22 protein-coding genes and 3 pseudogenes are annotated in these 22,324 nt (G+C 65.9%); 21 read left to right on the plus strand and 4 right to left on the minus strand.

Features of this window, described 5'->3' with window-relative positions; translation table 11 throughout:
- Window positions 1–17: 17 nt before the first annotated feature.
- The 4 genes from ACNQFN_RS04210 to ACNQFN_RS04225 all read left to right on the plus strand — a co-directional run bounded on the left by ACNQFN_RS04210 (window position 18) and on the right by ACNQFN_RS04225 (window position 5,520).
- Window positions 18–425 (plus strand): acyl-CoA thioesterase, encoded by a 408-nt coding sequence (locus ACNQFN_RS04210; RefSeq protein ID WP_418648068.1) that lies wholly within the window; start codon window positions 18–20, stop codon window positions 423–425.
- Window positions 426–550: 125 nt separating this feature from the next.
- Entirely contained in the window at window positions 551–1,834 is a 1,284-nt protein-coding gene (locus ACNQFN_RS04215; protein ID WP_418648069.1) for an OmpP1/FadL family transporter, read from the plus strand.
- An 89-nt stretch (window positions 1,835–1,923) separates the two neighbouring features.
- Complete coding sequence (locus ACNQFN_RS04220) at window positions 1,924–4,305, plus strand: 3-hydroxyacyl-CoA dehydrogenase/enoyl-CoA hydratase family protein (RefSeq protein ID WP_418648070.1); 2,382 nt, start codon at window positions 1,924–1,926, stop codon at window positions 4,303–4,305.
- 15 nt (window positions 4,306–4,320) lie between these two features.
- On the plus strand, window positions 4,321–5,520 hold the full coding sequence (locus ACNQFN_RS04225) for an acetyl-CoA C-acyltransferase (RefSeq protein ID WP_418648071.1): 1,200 nt from the start codon (window positions 4,321–4,323) through the stop codon (window positions 5,518–5,520).
- A gap of 46 nt (window positions 5,521–5,566) precedes the next feature.
- On the opposite strand, the gene ACNQFN_RS04230 is transcribed toward ACNQFN_RS04225, so the two are convergent.
- Window positions 5,567–6,343 carry a YdcF family protein gene (locus ACNQFN_RS04230; protein ID WP_418648072.1) on the minus strand — a complete coding sequence of 259 codons (777 nt, stop codon included), beginning with the start codon at window positions 6,341–6,343 and terminating at the stop codon, window positions 5,567–5,569.
- Window positions 6,344–6,536: 193 nt separating this feature from the next.
- Here ACNQFN_RS04230 and ACNQFN_RS04235 point away from each other — a divergent pair, with 193 nt between their 5' ends.
- From ACNQFN_RS04235 to ACNQFN_RS04270, 8 genes and pseudogenes are all read left to right on the plus strand, one after another.
- The gene (locus tag ACNQFN_RS04235) at window positions 6,537–7,094 is read left to right on the plus strand and encodes a DUF2802 domain-containing protein (RefSeq protein WP_418648073.1); all 558 of its coding nucleotides are present in this window, start codon (window positions 6,537–6,539) and stop codon (window positions 7,092–7,094) included.
- Window positions 7,091–7,663, plus strand: a complete 573-nt coding sequence (locus tag ACNQFN_RS04240; protein WP_068638836.1) for an SPOR domain-containing protein — start codon at window positions 7,091–7,093, stop codon at window positions 7,661–7,663. The genes ACNQFN_RS04235 and ACNQFN_RS04240 overlap by 4 nt, the downstream gene beginning before the upstream one ends.
- Before the next feature lie 41 nt (window positions 7,664–7,704).
- Window positions 7,705–8,148, plus strand: a complete 444-nt coding sequence (gene fliW / locus ACNQFN_RS04245; protein WP_418648074.1) for a flagellar assembly protein FliW — start codon at window positions 7,705–7,707, stop codon at window positions 8,146–8,148.
- A 74-nt stretch (window positions 8,149–8,222) separates the two neighbouring features.
- On the plus strand, window positions 8,223–8,603 hold the full coding sequence (locus ACNQFN_RS04250; RefSeq protein ID WP_418648075.1) for a RidA family protein: 381 nt from the start codon (window positions 8,223–8,225) through the stop codon (window positions 8,601–8,603).
- Between the two features lie 121 nt (window positions 8,604–8,724).
- Complete coding sequence (recG, locus tag ACNQFN_RS04255) at window positions 8,725–10,743, plus strand: ATP-dependent DNA helicase RecG (protein ID WP_418648076.1); 2,019 nt, start codon at window positions 8,725–8,727, stop codon at window positions 10,741–10,743.
- A gap of 139 nt (window positions 10,744–10,882) precedes the next feature.
- Window positions 10,883–11,173 (plus strand): nucleotidyltransferase family protein, encoded by a 291-nt coding sequence (locus ACNQFN_RS04260; RefSeq protein WP_418648077.1) that lies wholly within the window; start codon window positions 10,883–10,885, stop codon window positions 11,171–11,173.
- Window positions 11,170–11,328: pseudogene (locus tag ACNQFN_RS04265) on the plus strand (DUF86 domain-containing protein); the annotation flags it as partial. The gene ACNQFN_RS04260 and the pseudogene ACNQFN_RS04265, both read left to right, overlap by 4 nt.
- 29 nt (window positions 11,329–11,357) lie before the next feature.
- A pseudogene (locus ACNQFN_RS04270) lies at window positions 11,358–11,510 on the plus strand (DUF86 domain-containing protein); the annotation flags it as partial.
- 28 nt (window positions 11,511–11,538) lie between these two features.
- Here the strand turns inward: ACNQFN_RS04270 and ACNQFN_RS04275 are convergent.
- Window positions 11,539–12,894 carry an integron integrase gene (locus ACNQFN_RS04275; protein WP_418648078.1) on the minus strand — a complete coding sequence of 452 codons (1,356 nt, stop codon included), beginning with the start codon at window positions 12,892–12,894 and terminating at the stop codon, window positions 11,539–11,541.
- 163 nt (window positions 12,895–13,057) lie between these two features.
- Here ACNQFN_RS04275 and ACNQFN_RS04280 point away from each other — a divergent pair, with 163 nt between their 5' ends.
- A complete protein-coding gene (locus ACNQFN_RS04280) occupies window positions 13,058–13,306 on the plus strand; it encodes a DUF1010 domain-containing protein (RefSeq protein WP_418648079.1) in 249 nt (82 codons plus the stop codon).
- A gap of 172 nt (window positions 13,307–13,478) precedes the next feature.
- Here ACNQFN_RS04280 and ACNQFN_RS04285 read toward each other — a convergent pair.
- Window positions 13,479–14,659 (minus strand): IS3 family transposase gene (locus ACNQFN_RS04285; protein ID WP_418648080.1). Its coding sequence is split into 2 segments (ribosomal slippage): window positions 13,479–14,407 and window positions 14,407–14,659, totalling 1,182 coding nucleotides; the frame shifts between segments, so codons are not numbered across the junction.
- Window positions 14,660–14,700: 41 nt separating this feature from the next.
- On the opposite strand from ACNQFN_RS04285, the gene ACNQFN_RS04290 reads away from it, so the two are divergent.
- Window positions 14,701–15,039 carry a hypothetical protein gene (locus ACNQFN_RS04290; protein WP_418648081.1) on the plus strand — a complete coding sequence of 113 codons (339 nt, stop codon included), beginning with the start codon at window positions 14,701–14,703 and terminating at the stop codon, window positions 15,037–15,039.
- Between the two features lie 368 nt (window positions 15,040–15,407).
- Here ACNQFN_RS04290 and ACNQFN_RS04295 read toward each other — a convergent pair whose 3' ends face one another.
- Complete coding sequence (locus ACNQFN_RS04295) at window positions 15,408–16,487, minus strand: IS110 family transposase (protein WP_068639414.1); 1,080 nt, start codon at window positions 16,485–16,487, stop codon at window positions 15,408–15,410.
- Between the two features lie 190 nt (window positions 16,488–16,677).
- Between ACNQFN_RS04295 and ACNQFN_RS04300 the strand changes: the two are divergent.
- The 7 genes and pseudogenes from ACNQFN_RS04300 to ACNQFN_RS04330 form a co-directional block, all read left to right on the plus strand.
- Window positions 16,678–17,241 (plus strand): annotated as a pseudogene (locus ACNQFN_RS04300) (AAA family ATPase); the annotation flags it as partial.
- Window positions 17,242–17,258: 17 nt separating this feature from the next.
- Window positions 17,259–17,765 carry a GNAT family N-acetyltransferase gene (locus ACNQFN_RS04305; RefSeq protein WP_418648082.1) on the plus strand — a complete coding sequence of 169 codons (507 nt, stop codon included), beginning with the start codon at window positions 17,259–17,261 and terminating at the stop codon, window positions 17,763–17,765.
- A gap of 153 nt (window positions 17,766–17,918) precedes the next feature.
- Window positions 17,919–18,488 carry a chorismate--pyruvate lyase family protein gene (locus tag ACNQFN_RS04310; protein WP_418648083.1) on the plus strand — a complete coding sequence of 190 codons (570 nt, stop codon included), beginning with the start codon at window positions 17,919–17,921 and terminating at the stop codon, window positions 18,486–18,488.
- Window positions 18,485–19,366: a 4-hydroxybenzoate octaprenyltransferase gene (gene ubiA / locus ACNQFN_RS04315; protein WP_418648084.1), complete on the plus strand. Its 882-nt coding sequence runs from the start codon at window positions 18,485–18,487 to the stop codon at window positions 19,364–19,366. The genes ACNQFN_RS04310 and ubiA overlap by 4 nt, the downstream gene beginning before the upstream one ends.
- Window positions 19,367–19,415: 49 nt before the next feature.
- Entirely contained in the window at window positions 19,416–20,228 is an 813-nt protein-coding gene (gene pyrF, locus ACNQFN_RS04320) for an orotidine-5'-phosphate decarboxylase (RefSeq protein WP_418648085.1), read from the plus strand.
- A 15-nt stretch (window positions 20,229–20,243) separates the two neighbouring features.
- Complete coding sequence (ubiD, locus tag ACNQFN_RS04325) at window positions 20,244–21,743, plus strand: 4-hydroxy-3-polyprenylbenzoate decarboxylase (protein WP_418648086.1); 1,500 nt, start codon at window positions 20,244–20,246, stop codon at window positions 21,741–21,743.
- Window positions 21,744–21,895: 152 nt separating this feature from the next.
- Window positions 21,896–22,318 (plus strand): DUF4870 family protein, encoded by a 423-nt coding sequence (locus ACNQFN_RS04330; protein ID WP_418648087.1) that lies wholly within the window; start codon window positions 21,896–21,898, stop codon window positions 22,316–22,318.
- The last annotated feature ends 6 nt before the right edge of the window (window positions 22,319–22,324 follow it).

The following is a 22,324-nucleotide window of genomic DNA, read 5'->3' on the forward strand; positions in this document are numbered from 1 at the left end:
ATGACGAGGAGATACGGATGAGCGAATCTGGTGCCAGCGCGACTGCGCTGCCTCACGACAGGCAGCCGGCATTGCGCGTCATGCCGATGCCGGCCGACCTCAACCCCGCCGGCGACGTGTTCGGCGGCTGGGTGATGTCGATGGTGGACATCGCCGGATCGATCCCGGCCAGACGCAGGGCGCGCTCGCGGGTGGCGACGGTGGCGGTCAACTCCTTCGTCTTCAAGCAGCCGGTTTCGGTGGGCGATCTCGTCAGCTTCTACGCCGAGGTGATCGCGGTCGGGCGGACCTCGATCACCGTGGATGTCGGGGTCTTCGCGGAACGCGATCCGGAAAACCCGGTCGTGGTCAAGGTGACGGAGGCGCAACTGACCTATGTCGCACTGGATGACAAGGGGCGCAAGCGGCCGCTGCCGGCCGAGTAGCGTTCCTTCATGGGATTGGCGCCAGGACCGATGTTCGAAGGCGTCTGTCGAGGGCGCCGGGGCGAAGGCTCCGGCAGGTTGGTGAGTACAACACATCCACATCATTTGTGAGAGGGGACGTCAAAATGCAGAAAACCACGATTGCACGCCTGTTGCCCGCCGCATTGCTGGCCCTGGCCAGCGGAAGCGCCAGTGCGGCCGGCTTCCAGCTTCTGGAGCAGAACGCCAGCGGCCTGGGCAATGCCTACGCCGGCTCGGCCGCGGTGGGCGAGAACGCCAGCACGATCTACTTCAACCCGGCCGGCATGACGCTGCTGCAGGATCGCGAGTTTTCGGCCGGCCTGTCGATGGTGAGGCCGAGCTTCAAGTTCAAGGACAAGGGCTCCAGCACCGGCATCCTGACCGGCAAGGCCAGCGACGCCGGCGGCTGGGCGGCGCTGCCCAATGCCTATCTGTCCTGGGCGCTGGACAAGGACCTGTACGTCGGCGTGGGCATCGGCGCGCCTTTCGGTCTGGTCACCAAGTACAACCGCGGCTGGCTCGGTTCGGCGCATTCGATCGAGTTCGACATCAAGACCATCAACATCAACCCGTCGATCGCCTGGCGCGTCAATGATACGGTCTCGCTCGGCTTCGGCCTGAACTGGCAGCGCATGGAAGCCGAGTACCTGCGCCGCGCCGGCACCGTCAATGCGCCGGGAATGCCGCTGGCGTCGACCTTTGCCAAGCTCAAGGCGGACGACGATTCCTGGGGCTGGAACGTCGGCGCGCTGTTCACACTCACCGATGCCACCCGGCTCGGCATTTCCTACCGCTCCAAGATCAAGCACAAGCTCGACGGCGACCTGACCGGCAAGGGGCCGATAGCACCGTTCAACGCGGCGATTTCGTCCGACGCGAAAGCGACGGTGGAACTGCCCGACACCTGGATCATCAGTGCGGTGCATAAGCTGGATTCGCGCTGGGAATTGCTCGGCGACGTCTCCTGGACCGGCTGGAGCAGCATCGACAAGGTGGACATCAAGCGCACTTCGGGGCCGATGGCGGGCGCCATCGCGCAGACGCTGGATACCGATTTCCGCGACACCTGGCGCGTCGCGCTGGGCGCCAACTACCAGCTCAACGATGCCTGGAAGCTCAAGTTCGGCATCGCCTGGGACCAGACGCCGGTCCGGAACGCCGAAAAGCGCCTGACTTCGCTGCCGGACAACGACCGCATCTGGCTGTCCTTCGGCGGCCAGTGGAAGCCCAGCCGGGCATCCACGCTCGATCTCGGCGTCGCCTACCTGCATGTGGATGACACCAAGATCAACAACGGCGACGCCGCCGATCCGCAGAAAGGCTTGGTCAGAGGCGAATACGATTCCAGCGTCTGGATCCTCGGCGCGCAGTATTCGCAGGCTTTCTGAAGCCGTCTCCCGCCGCGGCCCGCGCCTGGCGCGGGCCGTGTTTCCCCAATCCCGGCAGATGCCGGGATATTCGTGACTCGGAGAAGCGCATGAGTCGTCTCATCATCCGCAAGGTTGCCGTGCTCGGTGCCGGCGTCATGGGCGCGCAGATCGCCGCCCACTGCGCCAACGCCGACCTGCCGGTGATCCTGTTCGATCTCCCCGCCGGCGAAGGCGATGCCAACGGCGTCGTCACCAAGGCGCTCGCCGCGATGAAGAAGCTCGATCCCGCGCCGTTCGCGGCCAAGGATCGCGGCCGCTTCGTCGAAGCGGCGAACTACGCCAGCGATCTCGCCCGCCTGGGCGAGTGCGACCTCGTCATCGAGGCCATCGCCGAGAAGATGGAGTGGAAGCTCGACCTGTATGCCAAGGTCGCGCCGCACCTGAAGCCGGGCGTGGTGTTCGCGTCCAATACCTCGGGCCTGTCGATCCACGCCCTTGCCGCCGGCATGCCGGAAAGCCTGCGCAGCCGCTTCTGCGGCATCCATTTCTTCAATCCGCCGCGCTACATGCCGCTGGTGGAGCTGATCCCGGCCGCCGAGACCGATCCGGCGATGCTCGATGCGCTGGAAGCCTGGCTGACCACCCGCCTGGGCAAGAGCATCGTGCGCGCCAGGGACACGCCCAACTTCGTCGCCAACCGCGTCGGCGTGTTCTCGATCCTGGCCGTGCTGCATCACACCGCCCGGCTCGGGCTGGCCTTCGACGAGGTCGACCTGCTGACCGGGCCGCGCATCGGCCGGCCCAAGAGCGCGACCTTCCGCACCGCGGACGTGGTCGGCCTGGACACCCTGGCGCACGTCGTCGGCACCATGCAGGCGACGCTGCCCAACGACCCCTGGCACGCTTATTTCGAATCGCCCGAATGGCTGCGGGCGCTGATCGCCAAGGGTGCCTTGGGGCAGAAGACCCGCGGCGGCATCTACCGCAAGCAGGGCAAGCAGATCCAGGTGCTGGATCTCGGCATGCAGGACTACCGCGACAGCGGCGGCGAAGTCTTCCCCGACGTCGACGCGATCCTGAAGCTGAAGAACCCGGCCGAGAAATTCGCCCAGCTTGCCGCCCACCCGCATCCGCAGGCGCAGTTCCTGTGGTCCATCTTCCGCGACGTGTTCCACTACTGCGCGGTGCATCTGGGCGACATCGCCGACAATGCGCGCGACGTCGACCTGGCGATGCGCTGGGGCTTCGGCTGGGCGCAGGGGCCGTTCGAGACCTGGCAGGCCGCCGGCTGGAGCGAGGTGGCGAAGATGATCGACGACGACATCCGCCACGGCCGCGCGATGTCGAGCGTGCCGCTGCCGCCCTGGGTGTTCGAGCGCGACGGCGTGCATGCGCCGGAAGGCTCCTGGAGCGCGGCGCAGAACGTGCTGAAGCCGCGTGCGCGCCTGCCGGTGTACCAGCGCCAGCTCTACCCGGACCGCGTGTTCGGCGAAGCGCCGGACGATCGCGGCGAAACCCTGTGGGAAAACGCCGGCGTGCGGCTGTGGCGGCGTGCCGACCAGGATGCGCGCATCGGCATCGTCTCGATCACGTCCAGGATGCACACCATCGGCGAGGAAGTCATGGACGGCATGCTGGAGGCCATCGCCCGCGCCGAGGCCGATCTCGACGGGCTGGTGATCTGGCATCCGGCGCCGTTCGCGGTCGGTGCCAACCTGCAGCAGGTGGGCGAAGCCTGCCGCGCCGGCCAGTTCGAGCTGCTGGAAAAGATGGTGGCGAAATTCCAGCAGACCTCGATGGCGATCAAGCATGCGCAGGTGCCGGTCGTGGCCGCGGTACAGGGCATGGCGCTGGGCGGCGGCTGCGAGTTCGCGATGCATGCGGCGCACCGGGTGCTGGCGCTGGAAAGCTACGTCGGCCTGGTCGAAGCCGGCGTGGGCCTGATTCCGGCGGGTGGCGGCAGCAAGGAGTTCGCGCTGCAGGCGCACACGATGGCCAGGCGTACCGCGGGCGGTGACGTCTTCCCGTTCATCCAGACCGCGTTCCAGACCATTGCCATGGCAACGGTGGCGAAGAGCGCGATCGAGGCCGCCGAGCTCGGCTTCGCCCGCGCCTCGGACGACGTCGTCTTCAACGCCGCCGAACTGCTCCATGCGGCCATCCGTCGCGCCCGGGCGCTGGCCGAATCGGCCTGGCGGCCGGCGCTGATCGATTCCGCGGTCAAGGTGGCGGGGCGCGACGGCATCGCCACCTGCGAACTGATGCTGGTGAACATGGCCGAAGGCGGCTTCATCTCGGCGCACGATTACCGCGTCGCCAAGGCTGCCGCGACGGCGCTGTGCGGCGGTGAAGTGAACAGCAACAGCCGGGTGGGCGAGCAATGGATTCTCGACGTCGAGCGTGCGCAGTTCGTCGAACTGCTGAAGACCGAAAAGACCCAGCAGCGCATCGCGCACATGCTCGAAACGGGCAAGCCGCTGCGCAATTGACGGAGAACGGACGGAATGAGCAAACAGATTCAGGACGCCTACATCGTCGCCGCGGTGCGTACGCCGGTGGCCAGGCGCAACGGCGCCTTCCGCCATGTGCGGCCCGACGACATGCTGGCCGCGGTGCTGCGCGAGCTGGTGGCCCGCGTGCCCAACCTCGACGGCAACGAGATCGGCGACGTCGTCACCGGCTGCGCGATGCCGGAGGCCGAGCAGGGCATGAACGTGTCGCGCATCGGCCTGCTGCTGGCCGGGCTGCCGGATGCGGTGCCCGGCATCACGATCAACCGCTTCTGCGCCTCGGGCCTGCAGGCGGTGGCGGATGCCGCCAACCGCATCCGGCTCGGCGAGGCCGACGTGATGATCGCCGCCGGCACCGAGAGCATGAGCGCGATGCCGCAGATCATGGGCAACAAGGTCAGCCTCAACCCGGAGATCTTCGCCCACGCCGAGAACGTCGACATCGCCTACGGCATGGGCCTGACCGCCGAGCGCGTCGCCAGCCAGTGGTCGGTGAGCCGCGAAGACCAGGATGCCTTCGCGGCCGAATCCCATCGCCGCGCCTGCGCCGCGATCGCCGCCGGGCAGTTCGATGCCGAAATCATGCCTTATGCGGTGAAATCCTGGCTGCCGGGCGAAGGCGGCACGGTGCGCATCGCCGAGCGCGTGCTGTCGCAGGACGAAGGGCCGCGGCCGGACTCGACGCCGGCAACGCTGGCGAAGCTGAAGCCGGTGTTCGCCGCGCGCGGCTCGGTGACGGCGGGCAACAGTTCGCAGATGTCCGATGGCGCTGCCGCCGTGCTGCTGATGAGCGAGGTCGCGATCAAGCGCTACGACCTGGCGCCGATCGCCCGTTTCGCATCCTACGCGGTGGCCGGCGTGCCGCCCGAGGTGATGGGCATCGGCCCGGTGGAGGCCATTCCGCGCGCACTGCGGCGGGCCGGGCTGGGCATCGACGACATCGGCTGGACCGAGCTCAACGAGGCCTTCGCCGCCCAGGCGCTGGCGGTGATGCGCCAGCTCGACCTGGATCCGGCGAAGGTGAATCCGCTCGGCGGCGCGATCGCGCTCGGCCATCCGCTGGGGGCGACCGGCGCGATCCGCACCGCGACGCTGATGGCCGCGATGCAGCGCGACCCGGGGCTGCGCCACGGCATGATCAGCATGTGCATCGGCACCGGCATGGGCGCGGCGGGCATCTTCGAGCGGGTCTGACGGTTTTCCTCCGGTGGCGGCGGGAGCCGCCTCGGGGAAAGCCCGCTCAGCGCGACAGGCGGTAGGCGAGCCGCCCCAGCGCTTCATGCAGGGCGAACCAGCCGGCGTAGGTGCTGTGCGGGTTGGGCAGTTCCGCCAGCCAGCTGTTTTCGGCCGCCGGTTCGTTGTGGTTGCCGAGCCAGCCGGTCGGGGCCGGCTGCACGGTCAGCCCCGCCGCTTCGAATTCGGCCTGGGCGCGAGGCATGTGGGCGGCGTGGGTCACCAGCAGGATGCGCCGCATGCCGGTCGTGCCGAGAATCGCGCTGGCGTAGCGGGCATTCTCCCGGGTGTCGCGCGCACGTTCTTCCACCCATCGCACCGTGAGGCCGAAGTCTTCTTCCAGCGCGGCTTTCATCAGTACCGCTTCCGCTGTCTTGCCGGGGCCGGCGCCGCCGCTGACCAGGATGGGCAGCCCGGTCGCGCGCGCCAGGTGTGCGCCATAGCGCAGGCGTTCCAGCGCCAGGCGGCTCACCGTTTCGCCGCCGAATTCGGGTGCATAGGCGCGCCGGCCGGCACCGAGGATCACGATGGCATCGGCGTTCCTGATGGCGTCGGCCGACAGGGGCGCGGGATCTTCGACTTGCGCCACCAGCCAGCCCACGCTTGCAGGAGCACTCAGCAGCAGGCCGAGGGCCAGGCCGCCCCAGCCCAGGGTTCGCCCCAGGCGCGGAAAGCGGCCGAGCAGCGCCAGGCCGAGGGCAATCGGCAGCAGCGGCAGCAGCGGCGGCAGGGCGAAGGCGGCAGCCAGTTTCTTGAGCGAGAAGAGCAGCAGGGAAAGATCCATCGGGGTTCGGGTTCCTGGTTCGTGCCTGGGTTTGTGGTCGGCAGAGGCGGGCAGTATTATCGGGCGAATTCCGTTCCAGGCCGTGTTTGCCGATGATGCCTCTCCTGCCGATGCCAGCATGTACCGCATGCCTGCCCGATTTCGGTGCTGCCGCTGCCGGCGATTCGATGCCGCCGGGCAGGAGGGTGGCCGGATGAGTCTGCGGCAGGCCTTGTGGATTCTCGTCCTCCTGCTGCTGTTGCTGGCCGGCTGGCAGTTCCTGCGTGCGGTGTGGCTCAGCCGTGATCCGATGTCCCCGCCCGAGGCCACGGCTGCTTCGGCCACGGCTCCCGGGCAGCAGGTGGTGGCTGCTGTTGCTGCAGGCGAGGAGGACGACGGCGAAGGCTTCGACCATGCGCCAAGGCTGAATGCGGCCACAGCCGATAGCGCTGCCGGGAACGAGCCGGAAGCATTCCGTTCGACATTGGAAACACAGCGCTTGCGGCGCCTGCTCGACGGTCAGCAGGCGCTGGTCGATCGGCAGCGGGCCGAGATCGAGACGCTGCAGGCCGAAGTCGCCGGGCTGAGGCAGCAGCTCGAAGAGTCTCTGCATGCGCAGTCGCCACAGTCGATGGCTTCGCCCGAATACGCCGAAGCCACGCGCCTGGCCGAGCAGGGCCTGGACGCCGAAGAGATTGCGGCGCGCTGCGGCATCAGCATTGCCGAAGCGGGCTTGCTGGTGTCCCTTGCACGCAGCGGAGGCCGCCAGTGACGGCAGCGCGGCGAAGCCAGCGCAATGCCGCGCTGCGCATGGCTGGCGCTGCCCTGCTGGCGGCGGTTGCCGCCCTGATTGCGGCGCTGTCGCTCGAACAGCGTCTGCCTGGCGATGGCGCCCGCCCGATGCCGGATGCTGTCGCGCCGGCGCCCTCGCTCGGCAGCGGCTTGTTCGCACCGATGGAGGCGGGTATCGCCGCGGCAGGCGATTCAGCCGCCGTCCGCGGGGCCGCTCCGGAGCCGGCGCAGACGCCTGAGGAGACGGCTATGTCCGTGCCCTCGCCCGCAAGCAGCCCGGCAGCCGAAGCCGCGGAGCCGATTTTTGCCGACGCACCGCCGGCGCCGGCGGATGGATACCGCATCCAGCTCGGTGTGTTCGGCGATCCCGCCAATGCGCTTGCGCTGCAACGGGCGCTTGCAGCCCAGGGTTTGCAGGCCGGCATCCAGAGCCGCGTCGTGCTCGGCCCCTTCGCCGACCGCGAGGCTGCGCAAAAAGCCCAGGCTGCACTGCGCGCGGCAGGGGCCGAGGCGGGTATGCTACTGGCACCAGAGAAGAAAAGGCGCTGAAGCCCGATCTGGCTCGATCCATTCCATTTAGGGGAGCATCCATGCAAATCAGGAGTCCGGAGTTCGGTACCGTCGAGGTCGCCGACGATCGCATCATCGAGTTTCCCGCCGGCCTGCCCGGTTTCGAGCAATGCCGCCGCTTCGCGCTGGTGCATGAAGAAGGGCACGAGGCAGAGGTCTTCCTGCTGCAGTCGGTGGATGAGCCCGAGGTGGCATTCTCGATCACCGCGCCGATGCGGCTCGGCGTGAACCTCGAATTCGCCCTGAGCGACGAGGAGGTGGCCTTGCTGGCGCTCGAAGGCGTCGACGACGTCGCGGTGGCGATCATCGTGCGCTCTCAAAGCGCTGAAGAAGCCGGGCCGGCCAGCGCCGGGCTGAGCGCCAACTTCATGGCGCCGCTCGTCTTCAATACCCGGGCCCGCAAGGGGATGCAGAAAGTGATCAACCGCCTCGGCTGCGAGATCACGCTGCGCCAGCAGGACTGAACGAAACGCCGGCCGGCCTGCGGGAGGCTGGCGTGCGGTTTAGAATGTGGGCCTTTATCCAACGAGGTTGAACCATGGCCCGCAGCATCATCTCCACGCCCAGCGCTCCCGCCGCCATCGGCCCGTATTCCCAGGCCGTCAAGGTCGGCAACCAGGTCTTCCTGTCCGGCCAGATCGGTCTCGATCCCGTCAGCATGGAACTGGTCGAAGGCATCGAGGCCCAGGCCGTGCGCGTGTTCGAGAACCTGAAGGCGGTGGCCGAGGCGGCCGGTACGTCGTTCGCCGAAGTGGCCAAGATCACCATCTATCTGACCGACCTGGCCAATTTCGGTGTCGTCAATGAAGTGATGACGCGCTATTTCGCCGAGCCCTATCCGGCCCGCGCCACCGTCGGCGTGCGCGAACTGCCGCGCGGCGCGCTGGTCGAGGCCGATCTGACCATCGTGCTCGACTGATACCGGCTCCGCAGTGGCCCGCGCGAAGCAAGCCGCCGCCCGGACCGATGCCGCCGATGCAAAGCCCGGCCGGGAGGCGTCATCTCCCGCCCGGCCTCCCGCGCCGCAGCCGTGGCCGGGCGTGGGGGCACAGCTCGCCGGACTGTTGGCCAAGCTCGACATCCGCAGCCCGCGGGACCTGCTGCTGCACCTGCCGCTGCGCTACGAGGACGAAACCCGGCTGACGCCGATTGCCGACGCCCGGCCGGGTTTCCTCGCCCAGGTCGAAGGCGAGGTGGCGTCGTGCGAAGTGGTACTGCGCCCTCGGCGGCAGCTCGTCGCCCGCATTCGCGATGCTTCGGGCGTGCTGGTGGCACGCTGGCTCAATTTCTACCCCTCGCAGCAGAAGCAGCTTGCCGTGGGGCGCCGGGTGCGCCTGTTCGGCGAGCCGCGCGTCGGCTTCTTCGGCGTCGAGATGGTGCACCCCCGCGTGCGCCCGGTGGAGCAGGGCGAGCCGCTGCCCGAAGCCCTGACGCCGGTCTATCCGGCCACCGCCGGGGTGGGGCAGGCGACGCTGCGCAAGCTGATCGACCGCGCGCTGGCGAGCGAGCCGCTCGACGATCCGCTGCCGCCGGACGTATTGCGCAAGCTGCACCTGCCGGGCTTCGCCGAAGCCTTGCGCGCGCTGCATCATCCGGCGCCCGATGCCGACCCGGCGGCGCTCGAGCTGCGCGAACACCCCGCCTGGCGCCGCATCAAATTCGAGGAACTGCTGGTGCAGCAGATGTCGCTGCGGCGCGCCTACAACGCCCGCCGCGCGCGCCGTGCCGTGCCGCTGCCGGTGCAGGACCGCCTGCCGCGAGCCCTGCTCGAAACGCTGCCTTTCCAGCCCACCGGCGCGCAGCGTCGTGCCGCGGCCGAGATCGCCGCCGACCTCGCCGCGCCGCATCCGATGCAGCGCCTGCTGCAGGGCGACGTCGGCAGCGGCAAGACCCTGGTGGCTGCACTGGCGATGCTGCAGGCGGTGGACAACGGCTGGCAGGCGGCGATGATGGCACCGACCGAGATTCTCGCCGAGCAGCACTGGCGCAAGCTGTCCGACTGGCTGGCGCCGCTCGGCATCGAAGTCGCATGGCTGTCGGGCAGCCGCAGGAAACGCGAGCGCGAAGCCGTGCTCGAACGCCTGCACAGCGGCGAGCTGCTGCTCGCCGTCGGCACCCATGCGCTGATCGAAGACCCGGTGACGATGCCGCGGCTGGCGCTGGCGGTGGTCGACGAACAGCATCGCTTCGGCGTGCGCCAGCGCCTGGCCCTGCGCGAGAAAGGCGAGGAAAACCGCCGCCCGCACATGCTGATGATGTCGGCGACGCCGATCCCGCGCACGCTGGCGATGACGCACTACGCCGACCTCGACGTCTCGGTACTGGACGAACTGCCGCCCGGACGCACGCCGATCCGCACCAAGCTCGCATCCGACGCCCGCCGCGACGAAGTGGTCGAACGCGTGCGCCAGGCCTGCCTCGGTGGCCGCCAGGCCTACTGGGTGTGTCCCTTGATCGAGGAGTCCGAAGCTCTTCAATTGCAGACGGCAGTCGAGACCTTCGAGGCACTGGCCGAAGCGCTGCCCGAGCTGCAGGTCGGCCTGGTGCATGGCCGGCTCAAGGCCGACGAAAAATCGGCAACGATGAAAGCCTTTGCAACTGGGGAAATCGACGTGCTGGTCGCCACCACCGTCATCGAAGTCGGCGTCGACGTGCCCAATGCCAGCCTGATGGTCATCGAACACGCCGAACGCTTCGGCCTCGCCCAACTGCACCAGCTGCGCGGCCGCGTCGGCCGCGGCCGCGCCGAATCGGTCTGTATCCTGCTCTACGCCCAGCCGTTGTCGCAGACCGGCCGCGAACGCCTGAAAGTGATCTACGAGAATACCGACGGCTTCGAGATCGCCCGCGCCGACCTGCGCATCCGCGGTCCCGGCGAATTCGTCGGCGCCCGCCAGAGCGGCCTGCCGCTGCTGCGCTACGCGAGCCTGGAGAACGACACCGGCCTGATCGAACCTGCGCGCGAACTCGCCGAGCGCATGCTGCGTGACATGCCAGAGGCCGCAGAACTCCTGATGCAGCGCTGGCTGGGCGGGCGCGAGGCGCTGCTGCGGGCGTAGCCGGAAGAGCGTACCGGAATCTCCCCCTCGAAACCTGTCGAGCGGGTTCACCACGCCAAGCCCGCCGCCATTGCGCGAGGCATGCAGGCGGGCTCCAGTTTCACTACACTTCGGGCATGGAAAGCTCGGGAGCGAAGCCATGACGACACTCGAACGGCTGGCCGATCAACGCGAAAAACTGCTGCACGCAACCGCCGCGCATCGGGGGCGTAATCTGCGCGTATTTGGCTCCGTCGCCCGTGGCGAGGATGGTCCCGGCTCCGATATCGACTTTCTGGTCGAATTCGACCCTCAGGCTTCGCTGCTCGATCTCATCGGCCTCCAGCAAGACCTCGAAGCCATCGTCGGCAGGCGGGCCGACGTCGTTACGCCGAACAGCATCAGCCCCTTTCTGCGTGAGCGGATCCTCAACGAGGCTCGTCCGCTGTGAGCCGTGACGCGCGCGTTTTCCTGAACCACATCCTGCTCTGTCTGGAGCGTATCCAGGCATATACCGGCGAGGGACGAGAGGCATTTCTTTCCGACCCGAAGACTCAGGATGCGGTCATCCAGAATCTTGAAATCATCGGTCAGGCAGTCAAGGACCTAGAGGCAGCGAATGGTTTGAGGAGCGCGCGCCGGGCATGCCTTGGCGGCAGATCGGCGGATTGCGCAACGTGCTTGCCCATCAGTATCCGGGGGTCGATCTCGAACTTGTCTGGAATGTCGTTTCTGAACACCTGCCAGATCTTGAAAAGGCCGTCGTCGCGCTGCTGCAAAATTTCTGACGGCAAGACTCCCGCCCGAGAGCGCCCCTCAAACCCTGTCCAGCGGACTCACCACCCCCAGCCCGCCGCGGTTGAGCACATGGGTGTAGATCATCGTCGTCTTCACATCGGCATGGCCGAGCAGTTCCTGCACGGTACGGATGTCGTAGCCGCCCTCCAGCATGTGGGTGGCAAAACTGTGGCGCAAGGCATGGCAGCTCACCGGCTTGTCGATACCCGCCGCCTTCGCCGCAGCATGAACCGCCTTCTGCAAGCTGCTCTCATGCAGGTGATGACGCCTCACGGTGCCGTCGCGCGGGTCGGCCGCCAGCCGACTGGCGGGGAAAACATACTGCCAACCCCATTCTCGCGCCGCACCCGGATACTTGCGCGCCAGCGCATCAGGCAGATACACGGCCCCGGCCCCCAGCGCGAGGTCGTCACGATGCAAGGACCGGACCTTGTCCAGATGGCGCCGCAGCGGCTCAATCAGGCGCTGCGGTAGCGGAACCACGCGATCCTTCTGGCCCTTGCCGTCGCGCACCACGATCTGGCCATAGGCAAAGTCGACATCCTTGATCCTCACGCGCAAGCATTCCATCAGGCGCATTCCGGTTCCGTACAGCAGCGCAGCCATCGTCGCCGGCATGCCCTGCAAAGCCGCCAGCAGTCGCCTCACCTCGTCCGCCGTCAACACCACCGGCAAGCGCTGCGGACGCTTCGCGCGCGCAAAAGCGCCCAGCTCGCCCAAGGGCTGTTCCAGCACCTGAGCGTAAAAGAACACCAGCGCATTGAGCGCCTGATTCTGCGTATTGGCCGCCACTTGCCCTTGCACCGCGAGTGCCTGCAAAAAAGCCTTCACCTGCGCCGCCCCCGCCTGCGCGGGATCGCGACCGCCGATGAAACGTAGATAGCGTTCAAGCCACCCAAGATAGGCCTGCTCAGAGCGGATCGAATAATTGCGCTGGCGGATCACCGCCACCAGGCGGCCGCCAGGGGACTGCTGCGGCACGCAGCCGCCATCGCAGGGGGGCGGACTGCTCATTGCGCGCGCAATCGTTGGATGACTTGCCCCCAGGGGACGGCCCCCTTCGCGCCAGAACGCCCAATCCACCTCGGTCGCCGCAGGTGCCCCCGCCATCGTCAACAAGTGGCGCACCGCATCCACGGCTTGCGTGAATTGCCACGTCGCCATTCCGTCTACCCTGCCCAGCTCTCCCAGCCAGGACTCCACTGTGGCTACCGAGTGAGTGGCGAGGCGCTGTCCGTCGGCAGCCTTGACGTAGGCTTCGGCGTGGCGGGCGTACCACTGCACCGCCGACGGCTTCACACCAGATTCGGTGAGTGTAAACCGGTACTTACGCCAGAAGCGGACTACCGTATCGGAATGGTTTGACAAGGTCATGAGTCTGGATTAACGTCATCGACGATGTAGTTGGAATCTACAGGATTGAAATGCTAATAGAATAATTCAGGGTGGGCAATATGTGGATTCCGTCTACTCATCCATCGGCCCGCTCCGTCTACTACACTGTTAGCCTGCTTTTTATTCCTGCTCATTTCAGCCCATGAATATTCAAGCGCCATTTACCCTCGCAAGCGTTTATCCGCTGGGTGTTTGGCGTTCGCTCGGGCTTCGCCTGCGTGGGTTGCGACAGTTTCAAGCCTTTTTGGCCTCTAGCCCTTGTGCAGCAAGCGCAAGCAGCTATTGTTTTCGTAGTCCGTGGCCTGTGCGGTCACTTTCGTTTTTGCGCTTTGGGTCTAACCCGGCGCTCAAGCCGACCCGCATACTGCGGGCGGCTTATCTTGGCCGTTAGGCGTTAGAAGCATGCGTGTTTGGCTAATTGTGCGATGGGCACTCATTACTGCGTCAGCGGTTGGCGCATTCTTCGTGCCGCTTGGTCCTCAGGCATCGCCACCCATCGGGTGGAGTGCGTTGCTGGCCATCTTTGAGGTGCCCTACGTTTTCCGCCTTCCAACTGACCGTCCTCATGCTGCCATTTCTTGCTGATCCTGTCTCTCGATCCAGTTCTGCAAGAACGTGGTCGGCGACAGATATCCCAAGCTGGAGTGGCGGCGGCTCCGGTTGTAGAACACGGCAATGTATTGGAACAGATCGCTCATGGCCTCGTTTCGGGTCGCGTAGCTCACGCCATGCACCCGCTCATTCTTGAGGCTGTTGAAGAAGCTCTCAGTCGGTGCGTTGTCCCAGCAGTTACCCTTGCGCGACATTGATCCGCGCATGGCGTACGTGGCCAGGCGGGCCTGGTAAGCCTGGCTGGCGTACTGACTTCCCCGGTCGGAGTGGAACAGCACGCCCGGTCCTGGCCGCCGGCGAAACCATGCCATCGACAACGCATCGATCACCAAGTCGGTCGTCATCCGTGGTTTGATGGACCAGCCGATCACTTCGCGGTTGAACAGGTCGATCACCACCGCCAGGTACAGCCAACCCTCGGCGGTGGCGATATAGGTGATGTCGCCTGTCCAGACGCGATTGGGCGCCTCAGGCGCGAACTGGCGCTCGAGCACATTGTCGGCCACCGGCAGGCGATGCCTGGAGTCGGTCGTCGCCTTGTAGCGCCGCCTGTGCCGTGCCCGGATGCCATTCTCGCGCATCAGCCGCTCGATGCGCGGCAAGCCGAGCCGGTAGCCACGCCCACGCAACTCGGCGTGGATGCGTCGTGCCCCGTAGGCCTGCCGGACCTCCTGATGAACCGTACGAATCAGCACCAGGGCCTGCGCATCGGTCAGTCGCTTGCGGTCCGGCGTTCCGCCTCCCCGCCAAGCCCGAAAGCCGCTCTGGCTCACCGATAAGGCCTCGCACAGGACAGGCAACGGAAAGGATCTGCGCTGCGTCTCGATCCAGGCATATTTCACAGCAGATCCTTCGCGAAATATGCCGCCGCTTTTTTTGTGATCTCCAGCTCCATCTCGAGCCGCGCGACCTGAGCCCGCAACCGGGACAGCTCCATCTGTTCGGCAGTGATCTGCTTGGCGCCGGCCGGATTCAGCTTGCCCGCCTTCGCCGCCTTGACCCAGTTGCGCAGCGTCTGCTCAACCAACCCCAGTTCCTCGGCAACACGGCCGATGCCGCCGACCTCGTCAGCTCGCTTGACGGCCTGCTCCTTGAACTCAGCCGTGTATTCCTGTTTCGGGATGCGCTTCACGTCGTTCTTCCTCTCGTTGTGTCGATCCTACGACGACTACGTTGGAAGACGAAATTCGTGGGGCAGCTCACTTCGCTTTCTGCCCAATCGGCCTGCTGTTCGTTCTCGGACTTCAAGTCATCAACCCACGCTCAGCAAAGGCGTGGCTTCACCCTTCATGGCACCTCAACCCGTTCAACTTTCGGCAGCCCCTTCAGTTCTTCCATTTGGGCGCTTACGTCTGCTTGGCACAGGCACTTGTCGGTTTAGTTCGTCTGGTCGTCTCACAAACCTCGTTCTATGTTGAGGCACTGGTGCCTCTGGCCATGGCCGCCGGCGTCCTCCTTGGCCTTAAGCTAGTCATGTTGGTGTTCCGCGCAAAAATCGAGCGTTGCGCCTAACATCTCCCCAAGGGACTTCCCGTCAACTGTTTTCTGCAGACAGCAGCCGTTGATCATGCACGCATCTTCTTCTCCTGCTGATCACGCCTGGGCGTGACCGCTTCTGGACTGCCGACATCGCGATGGACAAGGACAGAACAGACTGCCTTTCCCCAATCGGCCTTGTTCGGCACGCACGTGCCGGGGCCATGCGACTAACCGCTCCGGCTGGCCTCAATCATTCATCGGCGCGGCCGGGGCGCGGGGATCAGCCGCGACACCCTTCATGGTCGGCCATCAGGTTAGCCAGGCTCTCAGCCGGTCGGTCTGACCTGTTTTGCCTATCGCTCGTGCGCAGTCATTTTCCGTATCGATTCCTGGTGATTCCGTCAGGCCGCCGCTTGCTCGGCCACTTCACCCCACTGGCGCCACGCCTCGGGGTTGTACGCTTCGCCCTTGGCCAGCACCGCCCACAACTGACGCGCGTGCTTGTTGGCGATCGCCACCAGCGTCTTGTGGTAGCCCACTCGAGCGTTCAGGCTCACGATCCACTGCTGCAGCCGGGTGAGCGTGTCAGGCGCGGTACGGGCCTTGCGCAAGGTGGCCGCGAGCACGCTCCTTGCGCCTTGCACCAGCAAGGTTCGCAGATAATCGTCACCGCGTCGGGTGATGCGCCCGAGCTTCGGCTTGCCGCCGCTGGAATACTGGCTCGGTGTGAGCCCCAGCCAGGCGGCGAACTGGCGGCCGTTGTGGAACTGGGTGGCGTCACCAACGCTGGCGCTCACCGCATCGGCGGTGAGCAGGCCAACACCGGGCAGCTCACGCGCACGGCGGGCAGCCGCATCGTTGGCGTGCTGGGCGGCAATCTGCCGGTCGCACTCGGCGATCCGAAGGTCGAGCGCGTCCAGTTGGTCACGCACGTTCTGGATCAGGAGGCGAATCGGGGCGGGTTGTGCGGTGTCGAATTCGTGCTCGGCGAGCCAGCGCCGCAAACGGGTCGCACCCGTTTCGACCACCATGCCGAACTCGGCCAACAGTCCGCGAATCCGGTTCAGCAATGCGGTCCGCTCCTCGATCCAACCCAGGCGCAGGCTGTGCCAGGCCAGCCGCTGCTGCTGGGCTTCGGTCTTGACCGGAATGAAGCGCATGCCTGGCGCGTGCAGCGCGGCCACGATCGCTGCTGCGTCGGCGCGGTCGTTCTTGACCGCCTGGCGTTTGCGATAAGCCCGCACGAACTCGGCCGCCATCAGGCGCGGCTCCAGCCCCAGGGCGGCCATCGTGCGTCCCCAGCAATGCGCCCCGCCGCACGCTTCCATCGCCACCACAGTGCCCTGCGGCAAGGTTGCCAGCCAGGCCAGGAAGCCGGCGCGGTTGAACTCGCGCGTCTCGACCACGCGCCCCGCACCATCAGCCACGCAGGCCACAAACACGTTCTTTGCCAGATCCACCCCGATCGTCGTAGCATTCATTTGGACTTCCCCTTTCACCGACTCAGATTGAACTTCTGCAATTCAATCTTGGCACTTCGATGCCGGGCCGAACAGGCCAACGGCGGATGTGGGAAGTCCCTTTGTAGTCCTTCAGCCGACCGTCAAAAAGCTGCGCTTTTTGCCGTCGGCTGAGCTTGCACGTTAGGCATCTACACATGCATCCAGTGGTGGCAAAACCACAATTCTGAATGCCCTGGCGGAGCGTGGGTATCGCGTCGTGCCGGAGTCGGCCCGTAGGATAATCAAAGAACGGTTGGCAGCAGGGTTAACACCTCGGCCAGATCCGGGCTCTTTCGCCCAGGAGATCCTGCGTTCCGATATTGGGAAATATCGGGAAGCAAGTGCCTACGACCATACCGTGTTCTTTGATCGTGGGGTGCTAGACGCGCTGTACATGCTTGATGTGGAGAGCGCGTTAACTCGTCATGAAATTTCGCAGTACGTTCAAAAGTTTCCATATAACGGCGTTGTATTTTTGCTTCCTCCATGGAAAGAAATCTATGCTACGGACTCAGAGCGCGACCAAGATTTTGAGGAGTCCGTAAGGGTTTTTGAAGGTATGAGAAAGTGGTATTCGGAATGGGGTTACGAGACGCTGGAAGTCCCGCGCGGCAAAATTGATGAGCGTGTATCATTCATTCTGCAGTGTGTAGATATCCCCTGGAAATCACTGTTGGCGGACAAGCTTTTCGCCGCTTCGAGGCTCCAAGTTTGCCGCAAGGTTCAGCGTTAGCCTTCATCGAGATCAGCATGCCATTAACCGTCCGCCAAGAGTCCCCGTCAGACATCCCGGCAATTCATGCGCTGATAAAAGCGGCGTTCCTTAATGCACCTCACACAGCCCACACAGAGCATTTCATCGTAGATGCCCTGCGTGAGGCAGGTGCCCTGGCCATATCGCTGGTCGCTGAAGATGACGGAGGTATTGTTGGGCACGTGGCTGTCTCTCCCATATCCATTTCAAATGGTGTCGCAGGCTGGTATGGTCTCGGGCCAATCGCTGTGTCTCCAGATCGTCAGAGACAAGGCATTGGCTCAAAGCTCATGCGCTCAGCCCTGCAAGACCTGGAGGGGAGAGGTGCTTCTGGCTGCGTGCTTGTGGGAGATCCGGCCTACTACAGCAAGTTCGGGTTCAAGCATCAAGATAGCCTTACCTACCCGGATCTGCCGCCCGAGTACTTCCAGGTCATTGCTTTCTCGCATCCCGTGCCGCCCGGCATTGCAATATTTCATCGGGCATTTGATGCGAAAGGCTAACAATTCCGAAGGCCTGGAGCGCGGGCGTCAGAGCGCCGAGCGTCTGTTCGGCATTCCTCCATCGGAGCTTGGCTGACGGTCGGCGCTCCGGCAAGGAATCGTTGTTCGTGGGCAATGCGGATTAGAATGCCGCCTGTTCCCGCAAGAGATTCCATGCTTCCCTGTCCCCATCGCGAAACCTGGTCATCGACGCCGCCGCGTGCCACGGTTCCGTCAGCCCTGATCCCTTGGCTCACCGACCCTTCGTCGCTCACTGCCCGCATCCGCCGGCGCTGTGGGCGTTTCGGCGTCGAGGTGCTGTACCAGGGGCTGGGGCAGAGCGTGCGGGACGAAGCCGTGCTGCTCGGCCTGCGTGCGGGTGAGCGGGTGTGGGTGAGGGAGGTTCTGCTGATTGCCGACGGCGTGCCGGTGGTGTTCGCGCGCTCGCTGCTGCCGCGCCGCAACGTGCGGGGGGCGTGGAACCTCTTCCACGGCTTCGGCGCGCGTCCGCTCGGCGCCGCGCTGTTCGCCGACCCGGCGATCGAACGTGCGCCGCTGGCCTGCGCCCGGCTCGATGCGCGCGATGCGCGTTATCATCGGGCCCGTTCCGTGCTGTCGGCGCGGCAGCCGCCGGTGGCGATGGAGCGCGAGCTGTGGGGACGCCGCTCGCTGTTCCTCCGTCACGGCCGCGCGCTGATGGTGAGCGAGTTCTTTCTGCCTGCGATTTTCGAGCTGCCCCGATGACCGAGACCATGCGCTTCAGCGACAAGCTTCCCCATTACGCCCGCCTGATGCGGATCGACAAGCCGATCGGCACGCTGCTGCTGCTGTGGCCGACGTTGTGGGCGCTGTGGTTCGCCGCCGAGGGCTGGCCACCGTTGCACATCCTGGCGATCTTCGTCATCGGCACCTTCCTGATGCGTTCGGCCGGCTGCGTCATCAACGACTACGCCGACCGCGACTTCGACGGCCACGTCGAGCGCACCCGCAACCGTCCGCTGGCGACCGGCATGGTCAGTGCCCGCGAGGCGCTGTTGCTGGCAGGTGGCCTGTCGCTGCTCTCCTTCCTGCTGATCCTGCCGTTGAATTCGCTGGTTCTCTGGCTGTCGCTGCCGGCGCTGTTCCTGGCCGCCAGCTATCCCTTCACCAAGCGCTTCCTCGTCATTCCGCAGGGTTATCTCGGCATCGCCTTCGGCTTCGGCATTCCGATGGGGTTCGCCGCCATCCTGGGCGAAGTGCCGGCCATCGCCTGGGCGATGCTGCTCGCCAACGTCTTCTGGGCGATCGCCTACGACACCGAGTACGCGATGGTCGATCGGCCCGACGACCTCAAGATCGGCATCAAGTCTTCGGCCATCACCTTCGGCCGCTTCGACGTCGCCGCGGTGATGCTGTGCTATGCGGCCACGCTCGGCCTGCTCGCCGCCGTGGGTGTCGCCGCCGGGCGAGGGCCAGCTTGGTTCGCCGGCCTGCTGGTGGCGGCGGCGATTGCCGGCTATCACTACACCTTGATCCGTGATCGCGACCGCGCCGGCTGCTTCAAGGCTTTCCGGCACAACAACTGGCTGGGTGCGGCGGTGTTCGCCGGCCTGTTGATCGACGACCTGCTGCGCCGCGTCTGAACACCGCCGGTCTTTACACCCCTGAACCTGTTTCCCTCTGGATGCCGACATGCATTTCATGACCGCCCTGAAAGCCGCCTGGCAGCAGCGCAACAGCCTGCTGTGCGTCGGCCTCGATCCCGATCCGGCCCGCTTTCCCGCCCATCTGCAAGGCCGTCCGGGCGCGATCTTCGAGTTCTGCAGGCAGATCGTCGATGCCACCGCCGACCTGGTGTGCTGCTTCAAGCCGCAGATCGCCTACTTCGCCGCGCGCCGCGCCGAGGACCAGCTCGAAGCGCTGATCGAGCACATCCATGCCCGCCATCCGGGCACGCCGGTGGTGCTCGATGCCAAGCGCGGCGATATCGGCAGCACCGCCGAGCAATACGCCGTCGAAGCCTTCGAGCGCTTCAAGGCCGACGCGATCACGGTCAATCCCTACATGGGCCGCGACTCGGTCGATCCCTATCTCGCTTACCCGGACAAGGGCGTGATCCTGCTGTGCCGCACCTCCAACCCGGGCGGCTCCGACCTGCAGTTCCTCGACGTCGGCGGCATGAAACTGTACGAGCACGTCGCCCGGCTGGTGGCGCAGGACTGGAATGCCAGCGGCAACTGCGGCCTGGTAGTGGGGGCCACTTTTCCTGCCGAGATCGCCCGCGTGCGCGAACTGACTGGCGGCATGCCGCTGCTGGTGCCCGGCATCGGCGCCCAGGGCGGCGACATCGCCGCGACCATGGCAGCGGGGCGTACGGCGGACGGCAGCGGGCTGATGATCAATTCCTCGCGCGCGATCCTGTACGCCGGCGAGGGCGAGGATTTCGCCGCCGCCGCGCGCCAGGTCGCGCTCGATACCCGCGACGCGATCAACGCGCAGCGCTGATCCTGGGGCAACCGCATGAAATACGACGACCTGCGCGACTTCATCAGCCAGCTCGAAGCCCGCGGCGAACTCAAGCGCATCACGCTGCCGGTCGACACCCATCTGGAGATGACCGAGATCGCCGACCGCGTGCTGCGCGCCGGCGGTCCGGCGCTGCTGTTCGAGAAGCCGGTGACGCGCGGCGTGCCGCAGGCCATTCCGGTGCTTGCCAACCTGTTCGGCACGCCGCAGCGGGTGGCGATGGGCATGGGCGAGGACGTTGCCGACGGCGACTGGAGCACACCGCTGCGCGAAGTCGGCAAGCTGCTGGCCTACCTGAAGGAGCCGGAGCCGCCCAAGGGCCTGAAGGACGCCTGGGACAAGCTGCCGGTGCTGAAGCAGGTGCTCAACATGGCGCCGAAGGAAGTGCGCTCCGCGCCCTGCCAGCAGGTGGTGTGGGAGGGCGCAGGGGAAAACGGTGTCGACCTGGCGAAGCTGCCGATCCAGCACTGCTGGCCGGGCGACGCCGCGCCGCTGATCACCTGGGGCCTGGTGGTGACGCGCGGGCCGCACAAGAAGCGCCAGAACCTGGGCATCTACCGCCAGCAGGTGATCGGCCGCAACCGCGTGATCATGCGCTGGCTGGCCCATCGCGGCGGCGCGCTGGATTTCCTCGAGCACCAGCGCGCGCATCCGGGCGAACCATTCCCGGTATCGGTGGTGCTGGGCTGCGATCCGGCGACCATCCTCGGCGCGGTGACGCCGGTGCCGGACACGATCTCCGAATACCAGTTCGCCGGCCTGCTGCGCGGCGCCAAGACCGAGCTGGTGAACTGCCTCGGCAACGATCTCCAAGTGCCGGCATCGGCCGAGATCGTGCTGGAAGGCGTGATCCAGCCCGGCGACATGGCGCCGGAAGGCCCTTACGGCGATCACACCGGCTACTACAACGAAGTGTCCGAGTTCCCGGTGTTCACGATCGAGCGCATCAGCATGCGGCGCGAGCCGATCTACCACAGCACCTACACCGGCAAGCCGCCCGACGAGCCGGCGATGCTGGGCCTGGCGCTGAACGAGGTCTTCGTGCCGCTGCTGCAGAAGCAGTTCCCCGAGATCGTCGATTTCTACCTGCCGCCGGAAGGCTGCTCCTACCGCCTGGCGGTAGTCAGCATCCGCAAGCAGTACCCCGGCCACGCCAAGCGGGTGATGTTCGGTATCTGGAGCTTCCTGCGCCAGTTCATGTACACCAAGTTCATCATCGTGGTGGACGACGACGTGCGCATCCGCGACTGGAAGGAAGTGATCTGGGCCATGACCACGCGCGTGGATGCGACCCGCGACACCACGCTGGTCGACAACACTCCGATCGACTACCTCGACTTCGCCAGCCCGGTGGCGGGCCTGGGCAGCAAGATGGGGCTGGATGCGACCAACAAGTGGCCGGGCGAGACCAGCCGCGAGTGGGGCACGCCGATCGTCATGGACGCCGAAGTCAAGGCGAAGGTCGATGCGATGTGGGGCGAGCTCGGCCTGTGACGGCCAACACTGCAGCGTGATACCGCGCCGCGGTGGAACACCCGCTTACGTTTGATCTTGCTCCAGTGCCGAACGCTGCGGCGCCGGGGGAGTCGAAGTCGCCGTCACGGATGCCGCCAATCCCGCGCGGCAGCCGCAACCGAGGAGAATCGATGAGCAATCCCGTTCCCGCCCCGCTGGCGATCGGCCAGCCGTCCGAGAACATGGTCACCGTCACGCACCTGGTCTATGCGCTGCATGCCTTCGCGGTGTTTTCCGCCGTCGTCGGCTCGACGATGATCATCTTCGGCTTCATCGCCAGCCTGCCGTCGATCGCGGCGGTGATCCTGAACTACTGGAACCAGACGACGGTGCGCGGCACCTGGCTCGAAAGCCATTTCCGCTGGCAGATCCGCACTTTCTGGTTTGCGGTGCTGTGGGTGGTGATCGCCGGGCTGATGGCGGTGACCTTCATCCTCCTGCCGTTCGCGTTCGCGTTGATGCTGCTTGCCGGGCTGTGGATTCTCTACCGCATCGTGCGCGGCTGGTGGGTGCTGACCCAGCGCGCGCCGCTGCCGATGCCGCCGCAGGGCTGACATCGG

The organism is Thauera butanivorans, assembly GCF_048398245.1.
Taxonomy (GTDB): Bacteria; Pseudomonadota; Gammaproteobacteria; order Burkholderiales; family Rhodocyclaceae; genus Thauera; species Thauera butanivorans.

What these genes read in the sequence shown, in the direction of transcription:
- ACNQFN_RS04210 (WP_418648068.1), top strand. Translation starts at nt 18, where the DNA reads ATGAGCGAATCTGGTGCCAGCGCGACTGCGCTGCCTCACGACAGGCAG.
- ACNQFN_RS04215 (WP_418648069.1), top strand. Translation starts at nt 551, where the DNA reads ATGCAGAAAACCACGATTGCACGCCTGTTGCCCGCCGCATTGCTGGCC.
- ACNQFN_RS04220 (WP_418648070.1), top strand. Translation starts at nt 1,924, where the DNA reads ATGAGTCGTCTCATCATCCGCAAGGTTGCCGTGCTCGGTGCCGGCGTC.
- ACNQFN_RS04225 (WP_418648071.1), top strand. Translation starts at nt 4,321, where the DNA reads ATGAGCAAACAGATTCAGGACGCCTACATCGTCGCCGCGGTGCGTACG.
- ACNQFN_RS04230 (WP_418648072.1), bottom strand. Translation starts at nt 6,343, where the DNA reads ATGGATCTTTCCCTGCTGCTCTTCTCGCTCAAGAAACTGGCTGCCGCC.
- ACNQFN_RS04235 (WP_418648073.1), top strand. Translation starts at nt 6,537, where the DNA reads ATGAGTCTGCGGCAGGCCTTGTGGATTCTCGTCCTCCTGCTGCTGTTG.
- fliW (WP_418648074.1), top strand. Translation starts at nt 7,705, where the DNA reads ATGCAAATCAGGAGTCCGGAGTTCGGTACCGTCGAGGTCGCCGACGAT.
- ACNQFN_RS04250 (WP_418648075.1), top strand. Translation starts at nt 8,223, where the DNA reads ATGGCCCGCAGCATCATCTCCACGCCCAGCGCTCCCGCCGCCATCGGC.
- ACNQFN_RS04260 (WP_418648077.1), top strand. Translation starts at nt 10,883, where the DNA reads ATGACGACACTCGAACGGCTGGCCGATCAACGCGAAAAACTGCTGCAC.
- ACNQFN_RS04275 (WP_418648078.1), bottom strand. Translation starts at nt 12,894, where the DNA reads ATGACCTTGTCAAACCATTCCGATACGGTAGTCCGCTTCTGGCGTAAG.
- ACNQFN_RS04280 (WP_418648079.1), top strand. Translation starts at nt 13,058, where the DNA reads ATGAATATTCAAGCGCCATTTACCCTCGCAAGCGTTTATCCGCTGGGT.
- ACNQFN_RS04295 (WP_068639414.1), bottom strand. Translation starts at nt 16,487, where the DNA reads ATGAATGCTACGACGATCGGGGTGGATCTGGCAAAGAACGTGTTTGTG.
- ACNQFN_RS04305 (WP_418648082.1), top strand. Translation starts at nt 17,259, where the DNA reads ATGCCATTAACCGTCCGCCAAGAGTCCCCGTCAGACATCCCGGCAATT.
- ACNQFN_RS04310 (WP_418648083.1), top strand. Translation starts at nt 17,919, where the DNA reads ATGCTTCCCTGTCCCCATCGCGAAACCTGGTCATCGACGCCGCCGCGT.
- ubiA (WP_418648084.1), top strand. Translation starts at nt 18,485, where the DNA reads ATGACCGAGACCATGCGCTTCAGCGACAAGCTTCCCCATTACGCCCGC.
- pyrF (WP_418648085.1), top strand. Translation starts at nt 19,416, where the DNA reads ATGCATTTCATGACCGCCCTGAAAGCCGCCTGGCAGCAGCGCAACAGC.
- ubiD (WP_418648086.1), top strand. Translation starts at nt 20,244, where the DNA reads ATGAAATACGACGACCTGCGCGACTTCATCAGCCAGCTCGAAGCCCGC.
- ACNQFN_RS04330 (WP_418648087.1), top strand. Translation starts at nt 21,896, where the DNA reads ATGAGCAATCCCGTTCCCGCCCCGCTGGCGATCGGCCAGCCGTCCGAG.